This is a genomic window from Micromonospora sp. CNZ309 (genome assembly GCF_002846525.1).
Genome location: NZ_PJNG01000001.1, coordinates 3,348,720 through 3,374,683, shown reverse-complemented (window position 1 = coordinate 3,374,683; position 25,964 = coordinate 3,348,720). Strand labels below are relative to the sequence as shown.

The following is a 25,964-nucleotide window of genomic DNA, read 5'->3' as shown; positions in this document are numbered from 1 at the left end:
TCAGCGGACGGCAGGGGTGACCGTGAGGGTGCCGGTTGCCGTGTCGAGGGTGGCCTCGGTGCCGACCGGGACGCTGAGCTGGCCCGGGCCGTGACCGATCGGGAGACCGCCGAGGACGGGGACGCCGAGGTCGCCGAGGCGCTCGGAGAGCACGTCGGCGACGCCGACCGACCAGCCGTCCGCGCAGTCGGTGAACTGGCCCACCGCCACGCCGGCCAGCCCGTCGAGGGCACCGGCGCGGCGGAGCTGGGTGAGCATCCGGTCGACCTTGTAGGGCGGCTCCTGGACGTCCTCGACGAGCAGGATCGCGCCGGTCAGGTCCGGCATGTCCGGGGTGCCCAGCGACGCCACGATCAGGCAGAGGTTGCCGCCCAGCAGCGGACCGGTGGCCCGTCCGGGTACGCGTACCGCGAAGGTCTCCTCCTCGGCGACGGCGCTGACCGTGACCGGCGCGGTGGTCATCAGGGCGGCGTGCAGCGACTCGGCCGAACGCAGCGGCGTGCGCTCGGGCGACCAGGCCGCCCCCGGGCCGTGCACGCCGGCCAGCCGGGCGCCCCGCCAGAGCGCGAACTGCAACGCCGTGATGTCGGAGAACCCGGCGACCACCTTCGGGTCGCGGCGTACGGCGGCCATGTCGATCGCGTCGACGACGCGCTGGGCGCCGTAGCCGCCCCGGGTGCAGATCACCCCGCGCACCCCGGGATCGGCGAACGCGGTGTTCAGGTCGGCGGCGCGCAGCTCGTCGGCGCCCGCGAGGTAGCCCTGCCGGGCGTACGCGTTCGGCGCCAGCACCGGCCGCAGTCCCCACCCGGTGAGCAGTTCGACGCCCCGGGCCACCCGTTCCGGCCGGGTCGGCCCGGACGGCGACACCAGCATCACCGTGTCGCCGGGCCGCAGCACCGGCGGTCGTACGGCGGTGGCGGGACTCAGACGGTCGGACACAGCGGCTGAGCCTAGTCGCGCGGGCCCGGCGCCGGGCACGCACCGGGGCCACCCGCACGGACCACCCGTCGTCGCCGCGTCGGCGGAGGCGTTCCGTTCTCCGTCCGGGGCACCGGCTAGCCTCGACGTCGTGGCTACCGCGCTGGTGATCGAGAACGACCCGACCGACGACGTCCGCCGGCTGGGGGAGTGGCTGACCGAGGCCGGCCTCGACCTGTGGGTCGTACGCGCCCACGCCGGTGACGAGATCCCGGCCGACCTGGCGGGATACTCCGCGTTGGTCGTGCTCGGCGGCGCGCTGGCGCCGTACCCGCTGCCCGACGGGTCGCCCGGCGCGCCCTGGCTGCCGGCGCTGGAGGGGCTGCTGCGCAAGGCCGTCCGGCACCGGGTGCCGACCCTCGGCATCTGCCTCGGCGCGCAGCTGCTGGCCACCGCGCACGCCGGCGAGGTCGTACGCAGCCCGAGCGGCCCGGAGGTCGGGCCCTGCGTGGTCGGCAAGCGGGACGCCGCCGACACCGACCCGCTCTTCCGCTACGTTCCGCTGATGCCCGACGTGTTCCAGTGGCACGCCGACGAGATCACCGAGCTGCCCCGGGGCGCCACCCTGCTGGCCGCCTCCACCCGCTACCCCCACCAGGCGTTCCGCCTCGGCGACCGGGCCTGGGGGTTGCAGTTCCACGTCGAGTGCGACACCGCGATGATCGCCGACTGGGCCGCCGACTCGACCCTGCTCGCCGAGCTGGGCTACGACCCCGACCTGGTGGTGGCGGCCTGCCACGACGTGATGGTCGACGTCGAGGAGGTCTGGCAGCCGTTCGCCGCCCGGTTCGCCGCCCTGGCCCTGGGCGAGCTGGACGACGCCACGCCCCGCCGTAGCCTGCCCCTGCTCGGGCAGTGATGAGCCGGCCGGCCAGGGCCGCGGGACGGCTCGCCCGCTACGGCTTCGGCACCGACGCCACCCGCGCCGCCGACCTGCTCGGCCCGGACGGGCTCGGGCTGTGGCGGCCGGACGCGCAGGAGCCCGCCGACGACCGCGCGGCGGAGCTGCTCGCCGCGCTCTCCCGGGCCGCCGAGCCGGATCTGGCGCTGCGCCAGCTGCACCGCCTCGTCGAGGCCGAGCGCCGGGTGGCCGCGAACGGCACCGGCCCCGCCGTCGGTCGTCCCCGGGGGAAGGCCCGCGCCGGGACGCCGGTCGAGGCCGAGCCTCGGGTGGCCCGGCAGCAGGCGCCCTCGGCGCTGCTGGCGGCGCTCGCCGACGACGCCGGCCTGCGCCGCCGTCTGATCGCCGTCCTCGGCGCCTCCTCCGCGCTCGGCGACCACCTGGTCGCCAACCCCGACCAGTGGCCGGCCCTGCGCACCGCCGCGGACGGGCTGGCGCCGACGGCCGAGGGACGGCTCGACCTGTCCGGCGAGGGGCAGCCGGTGGCGGTGCTGCGCAAGGCGTACCGGCTGGCGCTGCTGCGGATCGCGGCGGCCGACCTGACCGGCGGCCGGGGCCTGGAGCAGACGATGGCGGCGCTCTCCGCGCTGGCCGACGCGACCCTGGCGGCGGCGTACGAGATCGCGGTCGGCGAGCTGCCCGAGGGCACCCCCCGGCCCCGGCTCGCCGTCGTGGCGATGGGCAAGTGCGGCGGCGACGAGCTGAACTACGTCTCCGACGTCGACGTGATCTTCGTGGCCGCCGAGGACGACGACCTCGCGGCGGCCACCACGGTCGCCACCCGGCTGATCCACGTCTGCGGGCTGGTCGCCTGGCCGGTCGACGCGGCGCTGCGCCCGGAGGGCAACCGGGGGCCGCTGGTGCGGACGCTGGCCAGTCACCTCGCCTACTACCGGCGCTGGGCGCGCACCTGGGAGTTCCAGGCGCTGCTCAAGGCGCGGCCGGCGGCCGGTGACCTGGCGTTGGGCCGGGAGTGGATCGACCAGCTCGCCCCGCTGGTGTGGCGGGCCGCCGAGCGGCCCGAGGCGGTCGAGGACGTGCGCGCCATGCGGCGCAAGATCATCGACAACATCCCGCCGAAGGAGCTGGAGCGCGAGATCAAGCGCGGCCCGGGCGGGCTGCGCGACATCGAGTTCGCCGTGCAACTGCTGCAACTCGTGCACGGCCGGGGCGACGAGTCGCTGCGGGTACCGGGCACGATCCCGGCGCTGCGCGCGCTGGTCGCCGGCGGCTACGTCGGCCGGGCCGACGGCGAGGCGCTGCTGCGCGGCTACCGCTTCCTGCGCGGCGTCGAGCACCGCCTCCAGCTCCAGGGGCTGCGCCGCACCCACACCGTGCCGACCGAGCCGGCCGCGCTGCGCTGGCTGGCCGCCGCGCTGGGCCACACCGCCACGCCGGGCCGCAGCGCCGTGGAGGAGTTCCGCGCCGAGTGGGTCACCCACGCCGCCGAGGTACGCCGACTGCACGCCAAGCTGCTCTACCGGCCGCTGCTGGAGTCGGTCGCCCGGGTGCCGGCCGACGGGCTGCGGCTGACCCCCGAGGCGGCCCGGCACCGGCTGGAGATCCTCGGCTTCGCCGACCCCGCCGGGGCGCTGCGTCACCTCCAGGCCCTCACCGGCGGGGTGAGTCGCACCGCCGCCATCCAGCGCACCCTGCTGCCGGTGCTGCTCAGCGAGTTCGCCGACGCCCCCGAGCCCGACCGGGGCCTGCTCAACTACCGGCAGGTGTCCGACAAGCTCGGCAGCACGCCCTGGTACCTGCGCCTGCTGCGCGACTCCGGGCCGGTGGCCCGCCGGCTGGCCCGGGTGCTCTCCTCCTCCCGGTACGCCGCCGACCTGCTGGCCCGCGAGCCGGAGGCGCTGCGGATGCTGGCCGAGGAGAGCGAGCTGACCCCCCGCCCCGCTGCGGTCCTCTGCGAGGGCTTCGCCGCCGCTGCGGCCCGGCACGCCGACCCGGTCGAGGCCACCCGGGCGATCCGCGCCCTGCGCCGCCGGGAACTCGTCCGGATCGCCTGTGCCGACCTGCTGAGCCGGGCCGGCTCGCTGGCCCCGTCGCCGCCCCGGCCCGACGGCGCGCGGGCGGCGCTGGGCCTCGCCGACGTGACCGCCGTCGGCACCGCCCTGGCGGACGTCACCGACGCCACCCTGGCCGCCGCGCTGCGGGCCGCCCGGGCCGCCCAACCGCCCGTGCCGGGGCTGCGCTTCGCCGTGATCGGCGTGGGTCGCCTCGGCGGGTACGAGTCGAACTACCTCTCCGACGCCGACGTGCTCTTCGTCTACGACGCGCCGGCCGACGCGGGCGATCGCGCGGCCGGCGCCGCCCGCGCGATCGCGGAGGAGCTGCGCCGGCTGCTCGGCATGCCCGCGCCCGACCCGCCGCTCGGCGTGGACGCCGACCTGCGCCCGGAGGGCCGGCAGGGCCCGCTGGTGCGCAGCCTCGCCGCGTACGCGCAGTACTACGCCCGCTGGTCGAAGGTGTGGGAGTCGCAGGCGCTGCTGCGCGCCCGGTTCGTCTGCGGCGACGCCGACCTCGGCGCCGAGTTCGAGGCGATGGTCGACCCGGTGCGCTACCCGGCCGACGGGCTTAGCCGCGAGCAGGTGGTGGAGATCCGCCGGATCAAGGCGCGGGTGGAGCACGAGCGGCTGCCCCGGGGCGCCGACCCGGCCACCCACACCAAGCTCGGGCGGGGTGGCCTCGCCGACGTCGAGTGGGCGGTGCAGCTGCTCCAGCTCCGGCACGCGGGGGCGATCCCGGCGCTGCGCGGCACGCGTACGCTCGACGCCCTCGCGGCGGCCCGGGACGCGGGCCTGGTCGACCCGACGGACGCCACGGAGATGGCGGCCGGCTGGACGCTGGCGGCGCAGGTCCGCAACGCGCTGATGCTGGTTCGGGGCCGGGAGGGCGACCAGCTGCCCCGGCACGGCGTCGAGCTGGCCGGGGTGGTCCGGCTGCTGGGCCGCGACGACCCCGGCGAGTTCCTCGACGAGTACCTGCGCACCTGCCGCCGCTCCCGGACGGCGATGGAACGCGTCCTCGACGCCGGGGCCTGAGCACCGGCGTCGAGGACGGTTGAACCGATTGTCGAGCGCATTCGGAATTGTTGCCGATGTTTCAGGGATTAGGCGGTAATTCAGGTGCGTCGGTCAGCAGTAGATCTGTGCGTAGCTGACCGAGTCATTCCACTGAGTGCCCCAGAACGTTCCAAGGTTGGAAATCTGGGTGTTCGCGCCGACGGTGATGGGGGAGTCGGAGCGATCACCGTTGCGGTAGAGCCGGTAGGCGCAGTTGCTGCGATTACGCACTGAGGTGACCTGGTTGTCGGCGCTGGTGCCGACCAGGCTGGCGCTGCCGTTGAGCACGTCCAGGATGTTCAGGAAGTTCGCGTCCTTGTACAGGCAGAGGGCGCCCGTGGAAGGGCAGCTCAGGGCCATCGCGTCGGCGTTCGCCGGCGCAGCCGCCTGTGCCGGAGTGCCGAGGAGGGCGGTGGTGCCGACGAGGGCGAGGCCCGCGAGTTTGGTGCCCAGGTTTCGCATGGGTGTTCCTTCCCGGTAGGAGTGCCGGCACGGGCCGCGATCCGGCTCTTGGCCGGAAAACGCGGGCAGCCTCGATTGATGGACTCATCGGATGATGATTCCATCAATGAGCTGATGCTGCGGTTGGATGTGGCGAGTCGGAATGCTGTCCGCCCTCGCAAAAGCGGTTAGATATTTACCCCCGTGCACCCGCTGTTGTGTCACAAACCTACGTGAGTGCAATTTCCGTGTCAAGGCCCTCGACTGCTTAGAGTTGTCGTCCGGTTACGCTGCCGATGTGGCCGGGGGTTTCAGCTGGCGACGCGATAACTGTCGGGACTGGGCACGGTCACCATCGTCCACTCGCCGTCAGCTCGCAGCATCGCCTGGCCGATCGCCCGTAGCCACGGGCTGTGGCGTACCCGCAACCCAGCCGAGCCCGTGCCCGGCATCCGGAAGGTCACCGAGGTCGCGGCCTGTGCCGGACCAGCGCACCAGGGGCGTCGGTCGGATACCGGCGTTGTCGGCCCAGGCCCGGTGACCACCAACGGTGGCACCGCCGCGCCGCCGAGCAGCAGGCCGTCGGCGTTCCGGCGGGTGAGCATCAACGCGGCTCCGGCCAGCCCGACGAAGGGGTTGGCGACCGGGCTGGTCGCGGAGGTCAGCGGCGCCGCAGCAGCGACCAGCCCGACGCGTAGCCGGCGCCGGCTCGGGGCGGCGTTTCGTCGGCAGGGTTGGGGCGAGCAGCGCGTTGATCCTGAACCCCACGCCGGGGCCGTAGGTGACCCCGGCCGGAGACCAGGTTGCCGGCGATGGTGACCACCCCGACCAGGCTGCCGAGCAGCGGGCGGGGGACGCCGGGCGGTCCGGCCGGCGTCGGGGTTACCGCGTGTGGCGGACCAGGATCACGTTGTCGACCAGGTGCCCGGTCTCGCCGTCCGGGCCGGTGGCCTGTCGGCGCGGGGCGTCGAGCCGCTCGGTGTCCCACCGGTCCGGGTCGAGGTCGAGCGCGGCCAAGGTCTCCTGCGGGGTGGAGAAGCGGGCGTGCGCGTGGTCGTGCCGCCCCCACGGCGGGGCCTCGCCGTGCTCGACGACGAGCAGCCGGCCGCCGGGGGCCACGGCCCGGGCCGCCGACTGGAGCAGCCGCGCCCGGGGGAACTCCAGCGGCGACTGGAGGAACTGCGCGGAGACCAGGTCGTACCCGCCCGCCGGGAACGTCCGGGTGAGGTCGTGCCGGCGGAACTCGATGCGGGAGGCGACCCCGGCGGCGGTCGCCTCCTCGGCCGCCCGGGCGAGGGCGGTCTCGGAGACGTCGACGGCGGTCACCCGCCAGCCCCGCCCGGCCAGCCAGATCGCGTCGCCGCCCTCGCCGCAGCCGAGGTCCAGCACCGTGCCGGCCGGCAGCGCCCCGGCGACCTCGACCAGGATCGGGTTCGCCCGGCCGCTCCAGACCCTCTCGTGCCGCCCGTAGTGCTCCTCCCAGAACCGCGCGGTCTCCTCGTCCACGTCCGGGTGCCGCCGCCCGTCGTGTCCGGTGGCCGTCCCGGTGTCGTCGTGCCGGTGCTCGCCGGTCGTCGCGTCGTGGTGCACGTCTCGTCCTCCTGCTGCGCTGTCTGCATACCTGCCACGTCGATCGTGGCGTGGCGGCGGCGCGGGAGCAAAGAACGTTGCCGGATCGGCAAAAGGTTGGCCGCCGTCCCCGGTGGGTGACTTGGTCAGCTGCCGAGCCGGTACTGCCCGGCGCGCGGCACGGTCACCACCGTCCAGTCGCCGGCGGCGGCGACCGTGGCCCCGCCCGAGGCGGTCAGCCAGCGGCTGTGCCGCACCCGGACCGGCACCGTGCCGGCGCCCGGCGCCCGGAACGTCACCGAGGCGCCGTCGTGCGCGACCAGCTCGGCCGGTGCCCCGACGATCGGGGCCGGGTCCGTCACCGCCCAGACCCGCCAGCGCGGGTCGGACCAGACGGGCGTCAGGTAGGACAGCCCGCCCGCGACCAGCTCGGCCTCGGCCCGCCCGACCCAGGACAGCGGGGCGTCCGGCACCGCGACGAACTGCACCGCGTTGTCGGTGAGCCAGTCCCGGTAGCTCGCGGCGGTCAGTGACACCCCGGTGCCCGCGGCCCCCGGCACGGTGGTGAAGAAGAGCGGGTTGCGGTCGATGTCGGCCTGCCGCAGCCAGCCCCGGGCCAGGGGCACCTCGCCCAGCCTCGCCGCCTCCCAGTAGTTGCGGGTCGGCGGGACCTCCACCCGGCCGGTGAGCCGCTGGCCGTCGAGGAACGCCCGCAGCGGCGCGAAGTAGGCCGCCCCGCTGGTCGGGTCGTCGACGCTGCGCAGGTCGGCGGGGGGCACCGGCGGCTGCCACCAGCACACCGCCGCCAGCAGCACGGCCAGCGCGACGCCACCCCGGACCCGCGTGCCGCCCCCGACTGCGGTCCGCGCGGCCCCGACGGGTCGCGCGGCGGATGACGCGGCGGTCCGGCCGAACCGGGCCAGCCACGCGGCCGGCCGGGCCGGGGGGCGGGCGGCGGCGGCCAGCAGGGGCAGGGCGAACATGACGGCGAGCCGGGTGGCGTTCAGCCCGACCGGGGTGTGCACCAGCGCCGCAGCCAGCACCCCGACCGCCGAGAGCAACGCCCCCACCCGCACCGGCCGGTAGCCCACGAGCGCGGCCACGAGCAGGCTGGTCAGCACGGCGCGGACCGTGTCGGTGCGGCTGATGTTCATCCAGCCGCCGTCGCCGAAGAGCAGGGCGGTCAGCGCGAGCGGCAGCGCGGCGCAGACGCCGAGCACCAGGCCGTCGGCGTACCGGCGGGTCAGCAGGAGCGCCGCCCCGGCCAGGCCGACGAAGAGGCCCGCGACCGGGCTCGTCGCTGAGGCCAGCAGCGCCCCGGCCGCCGCCAACCCGAGCCGGACGAGCCGCCGACGCCCCGCCCGCCCGTGCGGGCCCGCGCCGGGCGGTCCACCCGGCCGGGCATCCGTGGCGGCGGCCGGGCCGAGGGTGAGGGCGAGCAGCGCGCCGAGGCCGAAGGCCACCCCGAGGCCGTACGTCACCCGGCCCGAGACCAGGTTGCCGGCGATGGTGAGCACCCCGACGAGGCTGCCGAGCAGCGGGCGGGGCACCCCGGTACGCACCAGCAGCGCCGCGAACGCGGTGGCCGCCGCCACCAGGGCCAGCGCGCCGGTGACCCGCACCCCGAGCAGCGCCATCACCGGTTGCGAGAGCAGGCTGTAGCCGAACTGCTGCACGCCGCCGTACCAGCGCAGGTCCACCGGGGCGAGGCCGTGTGCGGAGAAGAAGTCGGCCCGCGCGACCTGCGCGGCGAGGTCGGAACCGGTCGGCGGGAGCGCGAGCCAGGCCCCCGCGAGGAGCACGGCGGAGACGGCGGCCACCGCCACCACCCGACTGCGCCGCATGCCCACCTCCGTACCGCGACCACCGTACTGGCAGCATGTCCGGCGTGCCTCACCACCTCGCGCGCTGGCTCGGCCTCGCCGGTTCGGCCCTGCTCGCCGTAGCCGCGTTCCTCGGCGGAGCGTTCCCCCACGGCAACCTGCGCCCCACCCCGGTCAGCATCTGGCAGGGCCCGTACGGCCCGCTGATCATCGCCACCTGGGCGGTCGGCACCGGCCTGATGGCGTACGCCTGGTGGGCGCTGCGCGACGGGGTGCCGTCGACCCGCTGGGCGCTGGTCACCGTCGGGCTGTGGCTGCTGCCGCTGCTGGTCACGCCGCCGCTGGGCAGCCGGGACGTCTACGCGTACGCCTGCCAGGGCGCCAGCTACGCCGCCGGTCTGAACCCGTACGAGCAGGGTGTCTCGGCGCTGCCGTGCCCGTGGCTGGACACCGTCTCCTACATCTGGCGGGACACCTCGGCCCCGTACGGGCCGCTGTTCGTGCTGCTCGCCGGCGCGGTGGTGGAGGCGGCCGGGTCGCTGGTCGGCAGCATCGTGCTGTTCCGGCTGCTCGCCGTGGCCGGCATCGGGCTGACGGCGGCCAGCCTGCCGGCGCTGGCCCGCCGCTGCGGCGTACCGGCCGGCCGGGCCGTCTGGCTGGCGCTGGGCTCGCCGGTGATCGGGGTGCACCTGGTCTCGGGGGCGCACAACGACGCGCTGATGGTGGGGCTGCTCGTCGCCGGACTGGCGGTGGTGGTGTCCCGGCCGGGCCGCCCCGGGCCGCTGCTCGGCGGGGGAGTGCTGCTCGGGCTCGCCGCCGCCATCAAGGTGACCGCGCTGGTCGTGGTGCCGTTCGCGGCGCTGGCCGCGATCGTCGGGGCGTACTCGATCAGGGCGCTGGTGCGCGACGGAGGGTGGGTGGTCGGCGGGGCGGTCGCCGCCGTCATCGGCGCGACCCTCGCCACCGGCCTGGGCTTCGGCTGGGTGGCCGGGCTGGAACAGGGCGGCCTGGTGATCGCCTGGACCTCGCCGTCGACGGCGGTGGGCCAGACCGTCGGCTACCTCGCCGCGCCGTTCGGCTGGCACGGCGATCCGCTGCCGGTCACCCGGGGGATCGGCATGGCGGCGCTGGCGCTGGTGCTGCTCTGGCTGTGGTGGCGGGCGCGGCACCGGGAGCCGATCTGGCACGCCGGCCTGGCGCTGGCCGCCACGGTCGCGCTCGCGCCGCTCTACCACCCCTGGTACTGGGTGTGGCCGCTGGCGGTGCTCGCGGCCTCGGCCCGGCGCACCGGATGGTTCGTGGTCGTCGCGATCGTCTCGTCGTTCCTGGTGCTCGCCGACGGTACGGGGCTGCCCCGGTACACCAAGACCGTCGGGGCGCCGCTGATGACGCTGTTCGTGATCGTGGTGGTGGTCCGCTTGGTACGGTCGGCTCGGGCGGCACGTCGGCCGGCCGCCGTGGACTGAGGAGAGGTACGCCGGTGACCACTCCCGGCGCTCCGCCGGCCTCGCCCGGCATCCCGCAGCCGCCCGGATCCCCGCCGACGCCCCAGGGCCCGCCGCCATCCGGGCCCCCGCCGCCGTCACCCGGCGCCGCCCGGTCCGCCCGCTGGGCCGGCCTGGCCGGGGCTGTGCTGCTGACCGTCGCCGGCTGGCTCGGCGGCGCGCTGCCCCGGGCCGTCCCTGCGCCGGGCCCCGCCGACGAGCCGTGGACCGTCGCGCTGTGGCTGGGCGGCACCGGGCTGATGGTCGGCGCCTGGTGGGCGCTGCGCGGTGGCGCGCCGTCGACGCGGTGGGCGTACCTCACCGCCGGGCTGTGGGCGCTGCCGCTGCTGGCGGCCCCGCCGCTGGGCAGCCGGGACGTCTACTCGTACGCCTGTCAGGGCTGGGCGTACGCGCACGGCGTCGACCCGTACGCCACCGGCGTGGCGGAGGCCGGCTGCCCCTGGGTGGACGCGGTCGCGCCGATCTGGCGGGACACGCCGGCGCCGTACGGGCCGGTCTTCGTGCTGCTCGCCGCGCTCGCCGTGACCCTCGGCGGCGGCCTGGTGGGCGCGGTCGTGGCGTTCCGGCTGCTCGCGGTCGCCGGGGTGCTGCTGGCCGCCGGATGCCTGCCGGGGCTGGCCCGGGCCGCTGGCGTGCCCACCCGCCGGGCGGCCTGGCTGGCGCTGGCCGGCCCGCTGGTCGGGGTGCACCTGGTGGCCGGCGCGCACAACGACGCGGTGATGCTCGGCCTCCTGCTGCTGGGCCTGCTGGTGCTGGTCCGTCGGCCCGGCAGGCCGGGGGCGCTGCTGCTGGCCGGGGTGCTGCTCGGGCTGGCGGTGACCGTGAAGGCGACCGCCGTGGTGGTGCTCCCGTTCGCGGCGCTCGCGGCCGTCCTCGGCCGCCACACCCTGCGGGCGCTGCTGCGCGATGGCGGCTGGCTGGCCGGCGGGGTCATCGGCGCGGTGGCGGCCAGCTCGCTGCTGTCCGGCCTCGGCCCCGGCTGGGTCGGCGGGCTGACCCGCAGCGGCGACTCCGAGCAGTGGACCTCCCCGCCCACGGCGCTCGGCTTCGTCGTCGACTACGCGGGCGGGCTCGCCGGCCGGGAACCGGGCGCGGTGCCGGTCACCCGCGCGGCGGCCCTGCTGCTGTTCGCGGTGGCGGTGGCGGCGCTGTGGTGGCGCGCGTGGTCGCGTCTGCGCCGGCTGGACGACGTCCGGCAGGGGGCGGCCCGCCTGGACGCCGCCCGCCCCCGGGCCACCCTGCTCGGGGCCGGACTGGCGCTGGCCGCCACGGTCGTGCTGGCGCCGGTCTTCCACCCCTGGTACGCCACCTGGCCCCTGGCGGTGCTCGCGGTCGCTACGGCGCGGACGACCTGGTTCGTGGCGCCCTGCGCGGCGGCGGCCTTCCTCACCCTGCCCGACGGCACCAACCTGGCCCGGTTCAGCAAGGCCCCGGGGGCGCTGGTGATGACCGCGCTGGTGGCCGGACTGGCGGTGTGGGCCCTGCTCCGGCTGCGCCGGACCCGCTCCGCGCGTCCGGGCTGAAAGGCCCCGTCCCCTTCCTGCGCGCCCTCCCGCGGCGTCTGCCGCTGCGAGATCCTGGCACGGAAGGGCCCCGGAGGGGCCGTTTCTCTCCAAGGTCTACACGTGACGTGTGCGGGACGGTCAGCGGTGCCTGCCGCAGGTCGGGCAACGGGCGTCAGGTCCGACCGGGCCGGGCCGGCGCATGCGCTTGTGCAGGGCGATGGTCAGCGGCAGCAGGGCGGGGCCGGCCAGCCCGACCACGACGGCCGTCGCGGCGAGCGCGCTAGACCCCGGCCGGGTCGCACCATTGAGCAGGCCGTCCGCCATCCCGGCCAGGATGTGCAGCGACAGCAGGCCGATCGGGGTGAGTAGCACCAGCAACGCCCAGCCGCCCCGGTGGTCGGCCCGCACCGTGAGCCCCATGCCGAGCAGCAGCACCACCACGAGCAGCACCACGGCGGCGCCGGGCAGGATCTGCTCCGCCGGCCAGCCGTGGTAGCCGCCGTAGCGGGGTAGCAGGTTGAGGCCCGCGAGGCCGGCGGCGCCGAAGGCGAGCAGAGGTGCCGCCTGGAGCCGCGCCGGCAGCCGTTCGGGCAGGGCGAGCGCCACCAGCCCCAGCCCGACCTGCGGCAGCAGCACCAACAGCGGGGGGCGGGGCAGGCCGGCGAGGGCCGCCGCCGGCACGACCGCCACCGTGATCAGCAGGGCGAGGGCCACGCCCCGGCGGGTCCAGCGACCCGGCGCCGCCGCGTGCACCGCCGCGGCGAGCAGCCAGGCGGCCCACACGCCGATCCCGAGCGAGACGAACGGCCCGGCGTGCGGCACGCCCCACTGCGCCGGCGGCGGGCGCAGTTCCATCACCGACCAGACCCCCGCCAGCGCGGTCGCGGTGAGGAAGGCGAGGACGGCGGCGAGGCGTACGCCCGGGACCAGGTCGGCGGCCCCGGCGGCCCGCAGCCGCTGGCGCAGGCCGCCGCGCAGCAGGTCCGCGGCGTCCCCGGGCGAGGGCCAGCGCCGCCCGGGGCCGGCCAGGTCGAGGTACGTGCCGACGATCTCCGCACCGCGTGCCCGCCGGTACTCGGCCGGGTAGGCCCGCAGCAGGCGGTGGTAGCGCCGCTCCAGCTCGTTCATGCCAGACCCCCGGCGGTACGCGGGGCCAGCGGCCGGGGCGCGCGGGCGCGCAGGCGGGCGGTGGCCGCCTCGACGTTGCGGCGCAGGCGCTCGGTCTCGGCGGCCAGCGTGGCGTCCCCGGCAGGGGAGAGGCGGTAGTAGCGGCGCAGCCGGCCGTCCACCACCTCCTCGCGGTCGACCTCGACCAGGCCGGCGTCGGTCAGCCGGTCGAGCGCCCCGTAGAGGGTGCCGGGCCGCAGCGACACGCGCCCGTCGGAGAGGGCGGCGACCTCGCCGATCAGTCCGTAGCCGTGCATCGGCTCGCCGGCCAGCGCGGTGAGGATCAGGAAGGTGGGTTCGCGCAGCGGTGTGTCCACGCCCGCAATATAACGGACGCGAAGGTATGTGGTGGGCCGTTACGTGCTGAACCTGCTCCGGCCGCGCCGTCCGGCGTCCGGTCGTGCCGGCGTTGCGGCTGCGCCCCTCGCTGTCGCGGTCCCCGCCCGGCCGCCTCGACGGCGCGCAGGAAAACCGCGCAGCCGCCCGGCGGGCGCGCTTGAGACGTCGATCGCGTCTCGGCGGGCGAGGTAGGGCGTCGATCGCGCGGCGAGTGGAACATCACGGGTGTCAAAGCCCTCCCGTGACACCCATGGCGTTCCACCGGCCGCGATCGCGGAGCCGGTCGGGCCGGGGGCGGTCGGGGCGGGAACCGGTCGGGGCGGGAGCCGGTCGGGGCGGAGCCGGTCGGGCTGGGGCGGTCGGGCCGGGGCGGTCGGGTGGAGGTGGTCGGGCCGGGGGCGGGTGGCTGGGGGCGTCGGGCCGGGCGGGCAGGCGCGTGCCCGGTAGGGGGCGACACGCAGGAAGGCCCCGGGCGGACCCGGGGCCTTCCTGCGTGGTTGACGCGTCAGCAGTCGAAATACATGGCGAACTCGTGCGGGGTCGGGCGCAGGCGCACCGGGTCGACCTCGTTGGTGCGCTTCCACTCGATCCAGGTGGAGATCAGGTCGGGGGTGAAGACGCCGCCGTCGAGCAGGTAGTCGTGGTCGGCCTCGAGGGAGTCGAGCACCGCCGACAGCGAGCCGGGCACCTGCTTGACGTCGCCCCACTCCTCCGGCGGGAGGTCGTAGAGGTCCTTGTCGATCGGCGCCGGCGGCTCGATCTTGCTCTTGATGCCGTCCAGGCCGGCCATCATCATCGCCGAGAAGGCGAGGTAGACGTTGGCAGACGGGTCCGGTACGCGGAACTCGACCCGCTTGGCCTTCGGGTTGTTGCCCGTGACGGGGATGCGGGTGCAGGCGGAGCGGTTGCGCTGGGAGTAGACCAGGTTGACCGGCGCCTCGAAGCCCGGCACCAGCCGGCGGTACGAGTTGATGGTCGGGTTGGTGAAGGCCAGCAGCGACGGGGCGTGGTGCAGCAGACCGCCGATGTACCAGCGGGCCATGTCGGACAGGCCGGCGTAGCCGGTCTCGTCGTAGAACAGCGGCTCGCCGTTGAGCCAGAGGCTCTGGTGGGTGTGCATGCCGGAGCCGTTGTCGCCGAAGAGCGGCTTCGGCATGAAGGTCGCGGTCTTGCCGTTGGCCCAGGTCTCGTTCTTCACGATGTACTTGAAGAGCTGGAGCTGGTCGGCGGCGTGCAGCAGCGTCGAGAACCGGTAGTTGATCTCGGACTGGCCGGCGGTGCCCACCTCGTGGTGCGAGCGCTCCACGGTGAACCCGCTGTCGACGAGGCGGCGCACGATGCTGTCGCGCAGGTCGGCGTAGTGGTCGACCGGCGGCACCGGGAAGTAGCCGCCCTTGTAGGGGGTCTTGTAGCCGCGGTTGCCGCCCGGCTCCTCACGCCCGCTGTTCCAGGCGCCCTCGACGGAGTCGATGTAGTAGAACGACTGGTGGGCCGAGGTCTCGTGGCGGATGGAGTCGAAGATGTAGAACTCCGCCTCCGCGCCGAAGTAGGCGGTGTCGGCGATGCCGCTGGCGGCCAGGTAGGCCTCGGCCTTCTTCGCCACGTTGCGCGGGTCCCGGCTGTAGGCCTCGCGGGTGAACGGGTCGTGGATGAAGAAGTTGAGCGCGAGGGTCTTCTGCGCCCGGAAGGGGTCGATGAAGGCGGTGGCGACGTCCGGGAGCAGGAGCATGTCCGACTCGTGGATCGCCTGGAAACCGCGGATCGACGAACCGTCGAAGGCCAGGCCCTCGGTGAAGAAGGCATCGTCGACAGACTCGACCGGCAGGTTGAAGTGCTGCATCACGCCGGGCAGGTCACAGAAACGTACGTCGACGAACTTCACGTCCTCGTTCTTGAGGTATCGCAGGAGTTCCTCGGGATTGGCGAACACACGTCCTCCTGGCACGTCCACGGGTGGCTAGGCTCCTGGCGACGCTATGGCCGCGCGGTTGCCCGGCCATGTCTTGAGTGTTTCTGCCGTGTTACGTCCCTCGCGGAGCGTCATCCGCGCCGCTCGGACGGGCCGAACCGGGCGGCCGGACGTCATCGGCTGTGCCATTCTATTGACAGTTGCTTGCCTTCGCCCCTTTTTGTCGTCCGCCCACCCGCCCGCCTGCCCACCCGGCGCCCGCCTGCCCACCCGCCGCCTGACCGGTCAGGCGCGCGGCGCACCCCCACCCCGCCACGGGCGGTCGTCCCTGATCCGTCCATGCGACCTGGATACCCTTGACCGCTGTGACCAACCCGCATGATCGCCCCGTACCGCCCGCGTCGGATCCCGCCTTCACCCCGCCCAGCCTGGGCCGCCGGTTCGGCGCGCTGGTGATCGACTGGGTGCTCTGCCTCCTCGCCGCCAGGGGCTTCGCCGACCCGGTCCGCGACGGGTGGGCGCCCGTGCTGGTGCTGATCGTCGAGTACGGCTTCTTCCTCGGGCTCTTCGCGCAGACGCCGGGCATGTTCATCACGAAGATCCGCTGCGTCGCCTGGGCCGACGGTGGCCGTATCGGGGTGGCCCGGGGCCTGCTGCGCGGTCTACTGCTCGCCCTGGTCGTGCCGGCCCTGCTGATGGACGGCCACCGCCGCGGCCTGCACGACCGCCTGACGGGCTCCGTCGTCACCGACGCCCCCCGCTCCTGACCCAGACGAAGAGCCGGACCCTGCGAGAGGGCCCGGCTCTTCGCGTACGCGTCGTGGGTCAGCGACCGCGCGTCTGGCGGAACGCGCCCCGCGCGGGCCGCATGTTCTTCGGGATCGCGCCCTTGGGCATCTGCGGGCGGGCGGTGAGCGCCTTGAGCCGCTTGTCCAGCGAGTTGACGTCCTTGCCGCTGAGGCTGCGCGGCAGCCGCATGAGCGTCATCCGCAGCTTGCGGATGGGCAGCTCGCCCTCCTCCTGGCCGATCACGTAGTCGAAGAGCGGCGCGGAGCCGATCACCTTCGCCAGCCGCCGCTTCTCCTGGCCGAGCAGGCCGCGTACCCGCTGCGGGTTGCCCTCCGCCAGCAGGATCACCCCGGGCCGGCCGATGACCAGGTGGACCATGTCCATCTGCGTGGTGGAGCTGACCGCCGGGGTGACCCGCCAGTCGCCGCGCATGTTCTCCATGATCTGGGCCGCCGCGCCGGGCTGCCCCTCGGCGGCGTTCATCATCGCCCGGTTGGAGCGCAGGTTGAGCACGATCAGCAGGCAGAGCAGGGCGAACAGAATGCCCAGCGGCAGCCAGATCCAGCCCCAGAGCATGACCGCGACCACGGTGAGCGCGAGCGGGATCAGCACCGCGCCGGCGGCCATCGGCGCGAACCACCGGTCCTGCTTGGCGGTGAACTTGAACACCATCCCGATCTGCTTCAGCCGCTGGCCGAACGAGACCTTCTCCTGGGGCTTTGCCATGCCGCAGAGTCTAGTGGTCGCCGCACGTCGCCCTGTCCGCGGCCGGGCTGAGTACCTTACGCCGCCCCGGCGCCCCGGCGGCCCGGAGTAAGGAGGGGTGGCGGGCGAAGATCGGGAGCGATGCTCCTGCTCCCGCGGAGCGCCAGGCCGGCATGCGAGTCGGTAGCGATCAAGGTTGACTAGTCTTTGATCCCTTGGCTGGGACGGCGGAGCGCCTTCCTGGCCAAGGGATCAACCTGGTTCAAACCGTTTCAAAACCGGGTCAGCGCCTATCGTCAATCACTGAACGTGCACCTGAAGGCGTCGCAACCAGCGCCGACGTGGTGGGTCAGCCGGCGGTGACCGGGAGGCCCTCGCGGGCCTCGAGTGCCTGCCGGTAGAGCCGCCCGGCCCGGTACGACGAGCGCACCAGCGGCCCGCTCATCACGCCCGCGAAGCCGATCTCCTCGGCCTCCTCGCGCAGCTCGACGAACTCCTCCGGCTTCACCCAGCGGGTGACGGGGTGGTGCCGGGGGGTGGGGCGCAGGTACTGCGTGATGGTGATCAGCTCGCAGCCGGCGTCGTGCAGGTCGCGCAGCGCCTGGGAGACCTCGGCGCGCTCCTCGCCCATGCCCAGGATCAGGTTGGACTTGGTGACCAGCCCGTCGGCGCGGGCCTGCCGGATCACGTCCAGCGACCGCTCGTAGCGGAAGGCCGGCCGGATCCGCTTGAAGATCCGTGGCACGGTCTCCACGTTGTGCGCCAGCACCTCCGGCCGGGCGCCGAAGACCTCGGCGAGCTGCTCGGGGACCGCGTTGAAGTCGGGGATCAGCAGCTCGACGCCGCAGCCGGGCTGGAGGGCGTGGATCTGCCGGACGGTCTCGGCGTAGAGCCAGGCGCCGCCGTCGGGCAGGTCGTCGCGGGCCACGCCGGTGATGGTCGCGTAGCGCAGGCCCATCGAGACCACCGACTCGGCGACGCGGCGCGGCTCGTCGGCGTCGAACTCGGCCGGCTTGCCGGTGTCGATCTGGCAGAAGTCGCAGCGCCGGGTGCACTGGTCGCCACCGATGAGGAAGGTGGCCTCCCGGTCCTCCCAGCACTCGTAGATGTTGGGGCAGCCGGCCTCCTGGCAGACGGTGTGCAACCCCTCGCGCGTCACGAGCCCGCGCAGTTGGGTGTACTCCGGCCCCATCTTGGCCTTGACCTTGATCCACGGCGGTTTGCGCTCGATCGGCGTCTCGGCGTTGCGCGCCTCGATCCGCAGGAGGCGCCGCCCCTCGGGGGCGGGCGTCGTCGTGCGCGCTGCCTGGCCGGTCGTCGGCGCGGAGTGCTCGATCGTCACGAAACCGAGCCTACGCCCGACGGCCGCCGTCGATGTAGCGCGGGCGACGGGCGTCACCCCGGGATCCTTGTGACGCCGGCCACCGGGGCAGGGGAAAACCCGTCACAGGAGCGTCGGCGGGGGTGCTAGCGTGCCCGGCAGAGCTGTGACGGAGCCGAGTAGCGCCCCGACCCGCCAGTTGAAGAGAGCCGCCGGTTGCTGCGAGGCGGTCTGGCACCGGGCGCGTGAAGACCCTCCCGAGCTGCGGGAAGAACGGCGGGTGGCCGACGCCGCGCGACTGCGCGGACGGTGCCTCGCCCAGTAGAGCCCGCCCGGCTGGCCCCGGTGAAAAGGCGACGAACGAGGCCCCCGCCAGCGGGGGCGAAGGTGTGGTGGCACCGCGAGGTTTCCCGCTCGCCCACACCTCCCGGGGATCGCGTTGCGATTATCGAGGAGGTACCGCCGTGCAACGCATCCTTTCCACCCAGCTCTCCGCCCATGTCGGCGTGCCCGTCCGGATCGCCGGCTGGGTGCACCGCCGCCGCCTGCTCAAGTCGGTGGCCTTCCTGATCGTGCGGGACGCCGCCGGCCTCGCCCAGGTGGTGGTCGCCGACCCGGCCGTGCGCGCCGAGGTGGAGGCACTCACGGAGGAGACGGTCGTCGAGGTCACCGGCACGGTGGTCGCGAACCCGACGGCGCCCGCCGGGGTCGAGCTGACCGCGCCGACGGTACGACCGCTCGGCCCGCCCGCCGTACCCCCGCCGTTCGACCTGTACCGGCCGGCGCTGACCGCGAGCCTGCCCACCCAGCTCGACCACGCTCCGGTGGCCCTGCGCCACCCGACCCGCGCGGCGGCGCTGCGCGTCTCGGCGGCGGCGGTGGCCGGCTTCCGGGCCGCGCTCGACGCCCGCGACTTCGTGGAGATCCACACCCCGAAGGTGGTCGGCTCGTCGACCGAGAGCGGGGCGAACGTCTTCGCGCTGGACTGGTTCGGCCGGCCCGCGTACCTGGCCCAGTCGCCGCAGTTCTACAAGCAGCTCATGGTCGGCGTCTTCGAGCGCGTCTACGAGGTCGGGCCGGTGTTCCGGGCCGAGCCGCACGACACCGTCCGGCACCTGGCGCAGTACACCTCGCTCGACGCCGAGCTGGGCTTCGTCACCGACCACCGGAACGTGATGGTCGTGCTGCGCGACACGCTGGCCGGGATGCTGGGCAGCGTCACCGAGCGGGCCGGTGCCGCGCTGGCCACGCTGGGCGTCACCGCCCCGGACGTGCCGGCGGAGATCCCGGCCGTGCACTTCACCGAGGCGCTCACGATCGCGGGCGCGCCGGCCGACGAGCCGGACCTGGCCCCGGCGCACGAGCGGGCGCTGGGCGAGTGGGCGCGACGGGAGCACGGCTCGGAGTTCCTCTTCGTCACCGGCTACCCGATGGCGAAGCGGCCCTTCTACACCCATCCGGACCCGGCGCGGCCCGCGTACTCGAACGGGTTCGACCTGCTCTTCCGGGGTCTGGAGTTGGTGACGGGCGGGCAGCGGCTGCACCGGCACGCCGACTATCTGGCGGCGCTCGCCGCCCGGGGCGAGCCGGTCGAGCCGTACGCCGGCTACGTCGACGCGTTCCGGCACGGGATGCCCCCGCACGGCGGCTTCGCCATCGGGCTGGAACGCTTCGTGGCCCGCCTGACCGGCGCAACCAACGTCCGCGAGGTCACCGCCTTCCCCCGGGACCTCCACCGCCTGACCCCCTGACCCCGCACCCCCTGACCCCGGGGGTCCTCACCTGGCGATCATGAGGTTGGCGGCACTGAAGGAGATCGTCTTCGCCGCCAACCTCATGATCGACGGGGTGGGCCGGGGCCGGGGTCGGGGCCGGGGGACGGGACGCGGAGGTGGGTCAGGGGGTGGTGAGGGTGGGGAGGTGGTGCTCGACGACCGGTAGGACGTCGGCGACGGTGACCGGGCGACCCAGCTCGGCGGTGAGCGAGGTGACGCCGGCGTCGCGGATGCCGCAGGGCACGATCCGGTCGAAGTGGCCCAGGTCGCAGTCGCAGTTGATGGAGAAGCCGTGCAGGGTCACCCCGCGGGCGACGCGGATGCCGATGGCGGCCACCTTGCGGGCCGGCCCCCGGTCGTCCTCGGGCACCCAGACCCCGCTGCGCCCCTCGACCCGGCCGGCGGTCAGCCCGAACTCGGCGCAGACGTCGATCAGCAACTGCTCGGTGCGACGGACGTAGGCCACCACGTCGACCGGGTCGGGCAGCCGGACGATGGGGTAGCCGACCAACTGCCCCGGGCCGTGCCAGGTGATCTTGCCGCCCCGGTCCACGTCGACGACCGGGGTGCCGTCCATGGGGCGGTCCCACGGCTCCGTGCGCTTGCCGGCGGTGTAGACGCTCGGGTGCTCCAGCAGCAGCACGGTGTCGCCGCGCTCGCCGGCCACCACCGACTCGTGCAGGCGGCGCTGCTCGTCCCAGGCGGCCTGGTAGTCGAGGACACCGGCGCGGACGGCCGTGAGGCCGGGGGTCGTCGTGGTCACGCCGCCAAGCCTAGACCCGTACCGGCCGGTCACCATCGGTGACGCGGCTCACGAGGAGGACCCGGCGGCGGGGCGGTCCGGGCGGCCCGGCTCAGCCCTGCGGGACCCGCCACAGCCACACGTCGTCCACCCGCTCGGGCGGGCCGAGCAGCGCGGTCACCGTACGCCGGATCGCCTCCTCGTCGACCGGCCACTTCGCCCCGTGCACCTCGTCGGCCAGCACGACCGTCTCGATGCGCCAGTGCCGCAGGTCGGCGCGGACCTCCTGGATGCTGCCCTCGGTGATGATCGGCACCAGCCCGCTCCGGCCGGCCTGGTCCACCAGCGCGCCGAACGGGCGCGGCGTCGGGCCGATCCGTCCCCGGCCGTCGGGGCCGCCGGGGCCGAGGAAGAAGCCGGAGGGGATGGCGAACTCGCCCTGCCGGTGCGCCAGGGCGTACGCCTGCCAGCGCTGGCCGTCGGGATAGACGTCGAGGGTCAGCGGCACCGGGGTCAGCACCCCGCCGGGGGAGACGTACTCCCGCCACGTCCCGGCGGTGATGAAGCGCGGGATCGGCTCGCGCTCGATGGTCAGCAGCGGGGTCGGCACCAGCGGCAGCAGCGCCAGCGCGAACCCGGCCCACCAGGCCAGCCGCGTCCGGCGGCGCCGGGGCGGGTCGGCGCGGAGCTGGTCGACGGCGTACGCGAGCAGCACCCCGATCACCGGCGCCACGATCAGCGCCAGCCGGGCGGGTAGGGCGGCGTTCACCACCGGCAGGTGCCCGAGCAGGTCGAACGGCATCGGCAGGTCGACGCGCCGCCCGTCGACCTTGGCCACGGGGCCGAACGACAGCACCGTGAAGACGGCGGCGGTCACGCCCAGCGCCCACAGCGTCGCCCGGTGGCCCGCGTCGGCGCGGCGCCACAGCGCCACGAAGCAGGCGACGGTGAGCAGCAGCAGCGGAATGCCGAAGAAGGAGTTCTCCTCGGTCGGGTTGGGCGCGAGACTGGTGCCCAGCCCCGCCTCCCCGGCGAGCGAACGGCGCGGGTACGCCGCGTAGGCGACGACGTCCTCGGAGTGGATGACGGCGTCGAAGCCGGTGCCGTGGAAGCGCTGCGGGCCGGCGAAGTGCAGCCACAGCGGGTACGCCAGCAGCACGCCCGCGACGACGGCGGTGACGCCGAGGCCGCGCAGGAAGGTCGGCAGCACCGCGCGGGCCTCGGCGCGGTGGGCCGGGTGCAGCGCCCAGACGGCGACGAAGACGCCGAGCGCCAGCGCCGTGAAGAAGAGCCCCTCGGCGGCGATGGAGAAGGCGACGGCCACGACCGCGCCGAGGATCGCGCCGTCGCGCAGCGGGTGCCGGGAGCGGCGCAGCGCGAAGGTCCGCCAGATCAGCAGCGGTACGAGCCAGCCCGCCGTCCAGTTCAGGTGGGCGTTGGCGTGCGAGACCATGCCGGGGGAGAAGCCGATGAACAGCCCGCCGACGGCTGCGGCGAGTGGGCTGCGCAGCAGGTGCCGGGAGAGCAGCCAGTACCAGGCCAGCGCGGTGGCGGCCAGGTTGAGGGTGAGGATCACCAGGAACGTGGCCGGCGGCCCGATGAGGTACGTCAGCGGCGCGAAGAGCACCGCGTAGACGGTGATCGAGGTGTTGACCGCGAGGTTCACCCCGTCGGGCACGTTGACCAGGTAGGTGAAGAGCGGGTTGTCGCCGTGGGTCACCGCGTGGCCGCCGAAGGCAAGCAGCCACTCGAAGAGCGCCTGGTCGCTGGAGTTGACCGTGATGGTGCGGGTGTTCGGGTCCCGCCACAGCCCGCTGGTCACCCAGACGGCGAGCGCCAGCGCGACCAGCGCCACGGTCAGGTCGGCCCGCCGGTGGCGGACGACGCGGGGCGGCGGGGCCGGCGAAGGCGCCAGGGACGGGGAGGTCGGCACGCAGCGGACGTTACCAACCGCACCGGGGCAGGCCGGTCAGGACGCACATCCCTCGGGACGGGAATGTGTGAGCGTGCCCCATGTCACAACATCGACGCATCGACGTAACGTCGCGGCAATTCGCGGGTGACCCAGTTCACACCCCGTCCCCAGGAGGCCCCCGTGCGCCGCTCCCCGTCCCTGCTCGCCCGGCTGACCGGCGTGGTCGCCGGGGCCGTCCTCGCCGCCGCCGCGGTGACGGCCGTCGCCGCCCCCGCCCAGGCCGCCACCCTCACCCAGGTCACCAACTTCGGCTCCAACCCCGGCAACCTCGCCATGTACGCGTACCGGCCCGACAACCTGCCGGCGGGAGCCCCGGCCGTCGTACTGCTGCACGGCTGCACCCAGAACGCGGCCGGCTACTTCGCCAACTCGGGCTGGCAGAAGTTCGCCGACCAGTGGAAGTTCACCCTCATCGTGCCGCAGCAGTCCAGCGCCAACCAGCCGCTGAGCTGCTTCAACTGGTTCGTCGAGCAGGACATCACCCGTGGCTCGGGCGAGGCGCTGTCGATCAAGCAGATGGTCGACCACGCCCGGAACAACTACGGCACCGACGCCAGCCGGGTCTTCGTCAGCGGGCTCTCCGCCGGCGGGGGGATGAGCGCGGTCATGCTGGCCACCTACCCGGACGTCTTCGCCGCCGGCTCGGTCGTCGCCGGCCTGCCGTACCGCTGCTCGCCGCCGGCCTCCACCAGCACCTGCCAGTACAGCGGGGTGAACAAGACCCCGCAGGAGTGGGGCAACCTCGTGCGGGCCGCGTATCCCGGGCACACGGGCCCGCGCCCCCGGGTCGCCGTCTGGCACGGCACCTCGGACCCCACGGTGGTGCCGGCCAACGCCACCGAGCTGCGCGACCAGTGGACGAACGTCCGGGGTGTCCCGCAGACGCCCACCCGCACCGCGTCGCTGCCCGCCAACACCGCCCTGGAGGTGTACGGCAACGACGACGTACGCGTCTACCGGGTCTCCGGCATGGGCCACGGCACCCCGGTCGACCCGGGTCCCGGGGCCGAGCAGTGCGGCACCGCCGGGGCGTACCTGCTCGACACCATCTGCTCGGCGTACCACGACGCGGTCTTCTTCGGCCTGAACGGCGGCACGAACCCCAGCCCGAGCCCCACCGCGAGCCCGACGGCGACCCCCACCGCGACCCCCACGGCCACCCCGACCGCCTCCCCGACGGCGTCCCCGACCTGCGTCAAGGCCAGCAACTACGCCCACGTCACCGCCGGCCGCGCCTACCACTCCGGCGGCTACGCCTACGCCAACGGCTCCAACCAGCGGATGGGCCTCTACAACACCTTCTACACCAGCACCCTCAAGCAGACCGGCCCCAACCACTGGGTGATCGGCTGCTGATCCCGCGCCGGCCGCGACATCGATCATGAGGTTGTCGGCAACCCACCCGCGTGGGCGTGCCGACAACCTCATGATCGACCGGGTCAGGGGGCGGTGAGGGCGGCGTGCAGGGCGGTGGCCAGGGTGGGGTGGCGGTAGGTGAAGCCGGCCCCCGTGAGCACGCCGGGCAGGACGCGGGTGCTGGTCAGCGCCTCGTGCGCGAAGCCACCCAGCACCACCTTCAACGCCAGCGCCGGGATCGGGACGATCGCCGGTCGGCGCAGCTGCCGGGCCAGCTCCCGGGTGAACTCGGCGTTGGTCACCGGGGCCGGCCCGACCAGGTTGACCGGCCCCACCAGGTCGTCGCGGTCCAGGACGAACCGGGTGGCGTCCAGCCAGTCCGTCATGGAGATCCACGGCAGCCACTGCCGGCCGCTGCCGAGCCGGCCGGCGATGCCCAGCCGGAACGGCAGTAGCTGCGGCTTGAGCAGCCCGCCGTCGCGGTGCAGCGGCAGTCCGATGCGCAGTCGCACGACGCGTACGCCCGCGTCCTCGGCCGGCCGGGTCGCGGCCTCCCAGACCCGGCAGACGTCGGCCAGGAAGCCCTCGCCCGCCGGGGCGTCCTCCTCGACGGCCCGGTCGCCGGTGTTGCCGTACCAGCCGACCGCCGAGGAGTTCAGTAGCGCCCTCGGCCGGTCGGCCTGGGGCAGGCCGGCGATGGTGATCGCCAGCGTGGTGGTGGTGTCGACCCGGCTGGACCGGATCAGCTGCCGGTACTCGTCGTTCCACCGCTTGTCGCCCACGCCCGCGCCGGCCAGGTTGACGACCGCGTCCGCCTCCGCCACCACCGCCGGGTCGAGCTGCGCGGCGGAGGGGTTCCACTGCCGCTCGTCGGCGGTGCGCGGCGACCGGCGGACCAGCCGGGTGACCTGGTGGCCGTCCGCCGTGAGCCGGTCGACCAGCCGGGTGCCGAGGAAGCCGGACGCGCCGGCGATGAGGATCCGCATGCTCCCATCTTCGGGCACGGACGGCCGATCGGATGCGCTGCGGCGGTCGCGCACCCCAGGGGGCGACCGCCGACCGGACGGCCGGCGGTCGCGCCGCGTCCGGGCGGATCAGCAGCCGGCGGTACGCGTGTAGTTGCGCGTGCCGAAGTAGTACGCCAGGTTGCCGCTGAAGCGCACCTTGATGTCGCTGCCGTTCAGGCGCTGCTCGTAGTGCAGGTGCGAGCCGGAGGAGCCGCCGCTGTTGCCCACGTACCCGATGGTGGTGCTGTAGCCGACGGACTGGCCGACCGAGACGTTGAATCCGCTGAGGTGGGCGTAGTAGGTGGTGTACCCGTTGCCGTGGTTGATCCGCACGTACCGGCCGTAGCTGGTGTCGCCGAGGTTGGCGACGACGTCGACGGTGCCCGGGGCGCTGGCCTTGACCGGGTCGCCGTGGTCGTTGGCCCGGTTGAAGTCGATCGCGTACTGCGGGCTGTGCCCGGTGCGGGTCTCACCGGACCAGGTCTGGTTGCACGGGAACGGCGTGCGGAACGACGGCGCGGCGGCGGCGGGCGACGCCGGCACCAGGAACGCGGCGGTGGCCAGCAGAGCGACGCTGAGGGAACTCGTCAGACGGGTACGCATCAGAACCTCCACGGTCATAACCTTCGATGTATCTGCCGGATGATGTCAGAAAGTTCCGACGACCGGAAGGGGTCGAAGGATGTCGATGTGCTGGCTCCCGGGCGGCTATGCCGCCTCTTGGGCCGGCGCGGCGGTGGCGCGGACTTGAGGATCGAGGCGATGCGGTCCGCTCGGCCTTGGCGGCTCCCCGGAACAGGTCGGGCCACTCGGTGCGCAGGAAAAGAATTGCTTGTGTAGCGCCAACCCCCACGGTCGACAGCAGCCCCTGATCTTCTCGCGCCAGCGCCGCACACTTCCGGCCCCGACGCCGAGACGGTCGTGGATCCGACTGAGCGCCTGCGGGGCCTGATACCTATGCGGCATAAAAATACCTGTGTGGTATCGGGCGCAGTGGACTACACCGCCGTCGTCGAGGCCCGGGTCGCCGAGCACAGCTGACCGACCCTAGACACACGAAGCGCTCGTTCCCATGCCGGGGGC

Annotated in this window: 21 protein-coding genes; 7 read left to right on the top strand and 14 right to left on the bottom strand. The window is 74.4% G+C overall.

Features of this window, described 5'->3' with window-relative positions; translation table 11 throughout:
- Window positions 1-876, bottom strand: coding sequence for a S66 peptidase family protein (locus CLT72_RS13640; protein WP_101415150.1), 876 nt, complete (start codon window positions 874-876; stop codon window positions 1-3).
- Between the two features lie 196 nt (window positions 877-1,072).
- On the opposite strand from CLT72_RS13640, the gene CLT72_RS13635 reads away from it, so the two are divergent.
- Both CLT72_RS13635 and CLT72_RS13630 read left to right on the top strand, forming a co-directional pair.
- A complete protein-coding gene (locus CLT72_RS13635; RefSeq protein ID WP_101412087.1) occupies window positions 1,073-1,840 on the top strand; it encodes a type 1 glutamine amidotransferase in 768 nt (255 codons plus the stop codon).
- The gene (locus CLT72_RS13630; protein ID WP_101412085.1) at window positions 1,840-4,932 is read left to right on the top strand and encodes a bifunctional [glutamine synthetase] adenylyltransferase/[glutamine synthetase]-adenylyl-L-tyrosine phosphorylase; all 3,093 of its coding nucleotides are present in this window, start codon (window positions 1,840-1,842) and stop codon (window positions 4,930-4,932) included. Before CLT72_RS13635 ends, CLT72_RS13630 begins: the two co-directional genes overlap by 1 nt.
- 93 nt (window positions 4,933-5,025) lie before the next feature.
- Here the strand turns inward: CLT72_RS13630 and CLT72_RS13625 are convergent, their stop codons facing one another.
- The 4 genes from CLT72_RS13625 to CLT72_RS13610 form a co-directional block, all read right to left on the bottom strand.
- Window positions 5,026-5,415, bottom strand: a complete 390-nt coding sequence (locus CLT72_RS13625; protein WP_101412083.1) for a peptidase inhibitor family I36 protein — start codon at window positions 5,413-5,415, stop codon at window positions 5,026-5,028.
- Window positions 5,416-5,705: 290 nt separating this feature from the next.
- Window positions 5,706-5,999, bottom strand: a complete 294-nt coding sequence (locus CLT72_RS32790; protein ID WP_396800838.1) for a hypothetical protein — start codon at window positions 5,997-5,999, stop codon at window positions 5,706-5,708.
- Window positions 6,000-6,276: 277 nt separating this feature from the next.
- Window positions 6,277-6,984, bottom strand: coding sequence for a methyltransferase domain-containing protein (locus CLT72_RS13615; protein ID WP_250100990.1), 708 nt, complete (start codon window positions 6,982-6,984; stop codon window positions 6,277-6,279).
- Between the two features lie 125 nt (window positions 6,985-7,109).
- Window positions 7,110-8,807: a hypothetical protein gene (locus CLT72_RS13610; RefSeq protein WP_101412081.1), complete on the bottom strand. Its 1,698-nt coding sequence runs from the start codon at window positions 8,805-8,807 to the stop codon at window positions 7,110-7,112.
- Between the two features lie 44 nt (window positions 8,808-8,851).
- Between CLT72_RS13610 and mptB (CLT72_RS13605) the strand changes: the two genes are divergently transcribed.
- Both mptB (CLT72_RS13605) and mptB (CLT72_RS13600) read left to right on the top strand, forming a co-directional pair.
- Window positions 8,852-10,252, top strand: a complete 1,401-nt coding sequence (gene mptB / locus CLT72_RS13605) for a polyprenol phosphomannose-dependent alpha 1,6 mannosyltransferase MptB (protein WP_199184755.1) — start codon at window positions 8,852-8,854, stop codon at window positions 10,250-10,252.
- Window positions 10,253-10,302: 50 nt separating this feature from the next.
- A complete protein-coding gene (mptB, locus tag CLT72_RS13600) occupies window positions 10,303-11,814 on the top strand; it encodes a polyprenol phosphomannose-dependent alpha 1,6 mannosyltransferase MptB (protein WP_144082363.1) in 1,512 nt (503 codons plus the stop codon).
- A 120-nt stretch (window positions 11,815-11,934) separates the two neighbouring features.
- Here mptB (CLT72_RS13600) and CLT72_RS13595 read toward each other — a convergent pair whose 3' ends face one another.
- The 3 genes from CLT72_RS13595 to glnA all read right to left on the bottom strand — a co-directional run bounded on the left by CLT72_RS13595 (window position 11,935) and on the right by glnA (window position 15,232).
- A complete protein-coding gene (locus CLT72_RS13595; RefSeq protein WP_101412077.1) occupies window positions 11,935-12,924 on the bottom strand; it encodes a hypothetical protein in 990 nt (329 codons plus the stop codon).
- Window positions 12,921-13,280 (bottom strand): PadR family transcriptional regulator, encoded by a 360-nt coding sequence (locus CLT72_RS13590; RefSeq protein ID WP_101412075.1) that lies wholly within the window; start codon window positions 13,278-13,280, stop codon window positions 12,921-12,923. Before CLT72_RS13590 ends, CLT72_RS13595 begins: the two co-directional genes overlap by 4 nt.
- Before the next feature lie 527 nt (window positions 13,281-13,807).
- On the bottom strand, window positions 13,808-15,232 hold the full coding sequence (glnA, locus tag CLT72_RS13585; protein WP_088999117.1) for a type I glutamate--ammonia ligase: 1,425 nt from the start codon (window positions 15,230-15,232) through the stop codon (window positions 13,808-13,810).
- A 344-nt stretch (window positions 15,233-15,576) separates the two neighbouring features.
- Between glnA and CLT72_RS13580 the strand changes: the two genes are divergently transcribed.
- The gene (locus CLT72_RS13580) at window positions 15,577-15,978 is read left to right on the top strand and encodes an RDD family protein (RefSeq protein WP_374208839.1); all 402 of its coding nucleotides are present in this window, start codon (window positions 15,577-15,579) and stop codon (window positions 15,976-15,978) included.
- Between the two features lie 58 nt (window positions 15,979-16,036).
- Here the strand turns inward: CLT72_RS13580 and CLT72_RS13575 are convergent, their stop codons facing one another.
- Both CLT72_RS13575 and lipA read right to left on the bottom strand, forming a co-directional pair.
- Complete coding sequence (locus CLT72_RS13575) at window positions 16,037-16,726, bottom strand: DUF4191 domain-containing protein (RefSeq protein WP_101412071.1); 690 nt, start codon at window positions 16,724-16,726, stop codon at window positions 16,037-16,039.
- A gap of 328 nt (window positions 16,727-17,054) precedes the next feature.
- Window positions 17,055-18,104, bottom strand: a complete 1,050-nt coding sequence (gene lipA / locus CLT72_RS13570; protein ID WP_088999120.1) for a lipoyl synthase — start codon at window positions 18,102-18,104, stop codon at window positions 17,055-17,057.
- Between the two features lie 386 nt (window positions 18,105-18,490).
- Here lipA and aspS point away from each other — a divergent pair, with 386 nt between their 5' ends.
- The gene (gene aspS, locus CLT72_RS13565; RefSeq protein WP_101412070.1) at window positions 18,491-19,777 is read left to right on the top strand and encodes an aspartate--tRNA(Asn) ligase; all 1,287 of its coding nucleotides are present in this window, start codon (window positions 18,491-18,493) and stop codon (window positions 19,775-19,777) included.
- A gap of 145 nt (window positions 19,778-19,922) precedes the next feature.
- Here aspS and lipB read toward each other — a convergent pair whose 3' ends face one another.
- Both lipB and CLT72_RS13555 read right to left on the bottom strand, forming a co-directional pair.
- On the bottom strand, window positions 19,923-20,564 hold the full coding sequence (gene lipB, locus CLT72_RS13560) for a lipoyl(octanoyl) transferase LipB (protein ID WP_088999122.1): 642 nt from the start codon (window positions 20,562-20,564) through the stop codon (window positions 19,923-19,925).
- Between the two features lie 91 nt (window positions 20,565-20,655).
- The gene (locus CLT72_RS13555) at window positions 20,656-22,476 is read right to left on the bottom strand and encodes a DUF6311 domain-containing protein (RefSeq protein WP_101412068.1); all 1,821 of its coding nucleotides are present in this window, start codon (window positions 22,474-22,476) and stop codon (window positions 20,656-20,658) included.
- A gap of 162 nt (window positions 22,477-22,638) precedes the next feature.
- On the opposite strand from CLT72_RS13555, the gene CLT72_RS13550 reads away from it, so the two are divergent.
- Window positions 22,639-23,874 carry an extracellular catalytic domain type 1 short-chain-length polyhydroxyalkanoate depolymerase gene (locus CLT72_RS13550; protein WP_101415147.1) on the top strand — a complete coding sequence of 412 codons (1,236 nt, stop codon included), beginning with the start codon at window positions 22,639-22,641 and terminating at the stop codon, window positions 23,872-23,874.
- An 83-nt stretch (window positions 23,875-23,957) separates the two neighbouring features.
- Here the strand turns inward: CLT72_RS13550 and CLT72_RS13545 are convergent, their stop codons facing one another.
- Both CLT72_RS13545 and CLT72_RS13540 read right to left on the bottom strand, forming a co-directional pair.
- Window positions 23,958-24,860 (bottom strand): TIGR01777 family oxidoreductase, encoded by a 903-nt coding sequence (locus CLT72_RS13545; protein WP_101412066.1) that lies wholly within the window; start codon window positions 24,858-24,860, stop codon window positions 23,958-23,960.
- 108 nt (window positions 24,861-24,968) lie between these two features.
- Window positions 24,969-25,484, bottom strand: a complete 516-nt coding sequence (locus tag CLT72_RS13540; RefSeq protein WP_101415146.1) for a M23 family metallopeptidase — start codon at window positions 25,482-25,484, stop codon at window positions 24,969-24,971.
- Window positions 25,485-25,964: the final 480 nt, after the last annotated feature.

What these genes read in the sequence shown, in the direction of transcription:
- CLT72_RS13630 (WP_101412085.1), top strand. Translation starts at nt 1,840, where the DNA reads ATGAGCCGGCCGGCCAGGGCCGCGGGACGGCTCGCCCGCTACGGCTTC.
- CLT72_RS13625 (WP_101412083.1), bottom strand. Translation starts at nt 5,415, where the DNA reads ATGCGAAACCTGGGCACCAAACTCGCGGGCCTCGCCCTCGTCGGCACC.
- CLT72_RS32790 (WP_396800838.1), bottom strand. Translation starts at nt 5,999, where the DNA reads ATGCTCACCCGCCGGAACGCCGACGGCCTGCTGCTCGGCGGCGCGGCG.
- CLT72_RS13595 (WP_101412077.1), bottom strand. Translation starts at nt 12,924, where the DNA reads ATGAACGAGCTGGAGCGGCGCTACCACCGCCTGCTGCGGGCCTACCCG.
- CLT72_RS13545 (WP_101412066.1), bottom strand. Translation starts at nt 24,860, where the DNA reads ATGCGGATCCTCATCGCCGGCGCGTCCGGCTTCCTCGGCACCCGGCTG.
- CLT72_RS13610 (WP_101412081.1), bottom strand. Translation starts at nt 8,807, where the DNA reads ATGCGGCGCAGTCGGGTGGTGGCGGTGGCCGCCGTCTCCGCCGTGCTC.
- CLT72_RS13640 (WP_101415150.1), bottom strand. Translation starts at nt 876, where the DNA reads ATGCTGGTGTCGCCGTCCGGGCCGACCCGGCCGGAACGGGTGGCCCGG.
- CLT72_RS13575 (WP_101412071.1), bottom strand. Translation starts at nt 16,726, where the DNA reads ATGGCAAAGCCCCAGGAGAAGGTCTCGTTCGGCCAGCGGCTGAAGCAG.
- CLT72_RS13540 (WP_101415146.1), bottom strand. Translation starts at nt 25,484, where the DNA reads ATGCGTACCCGTCTGACGAGTTCCCTCAGCGTCGCTCTGCTGGCCACC.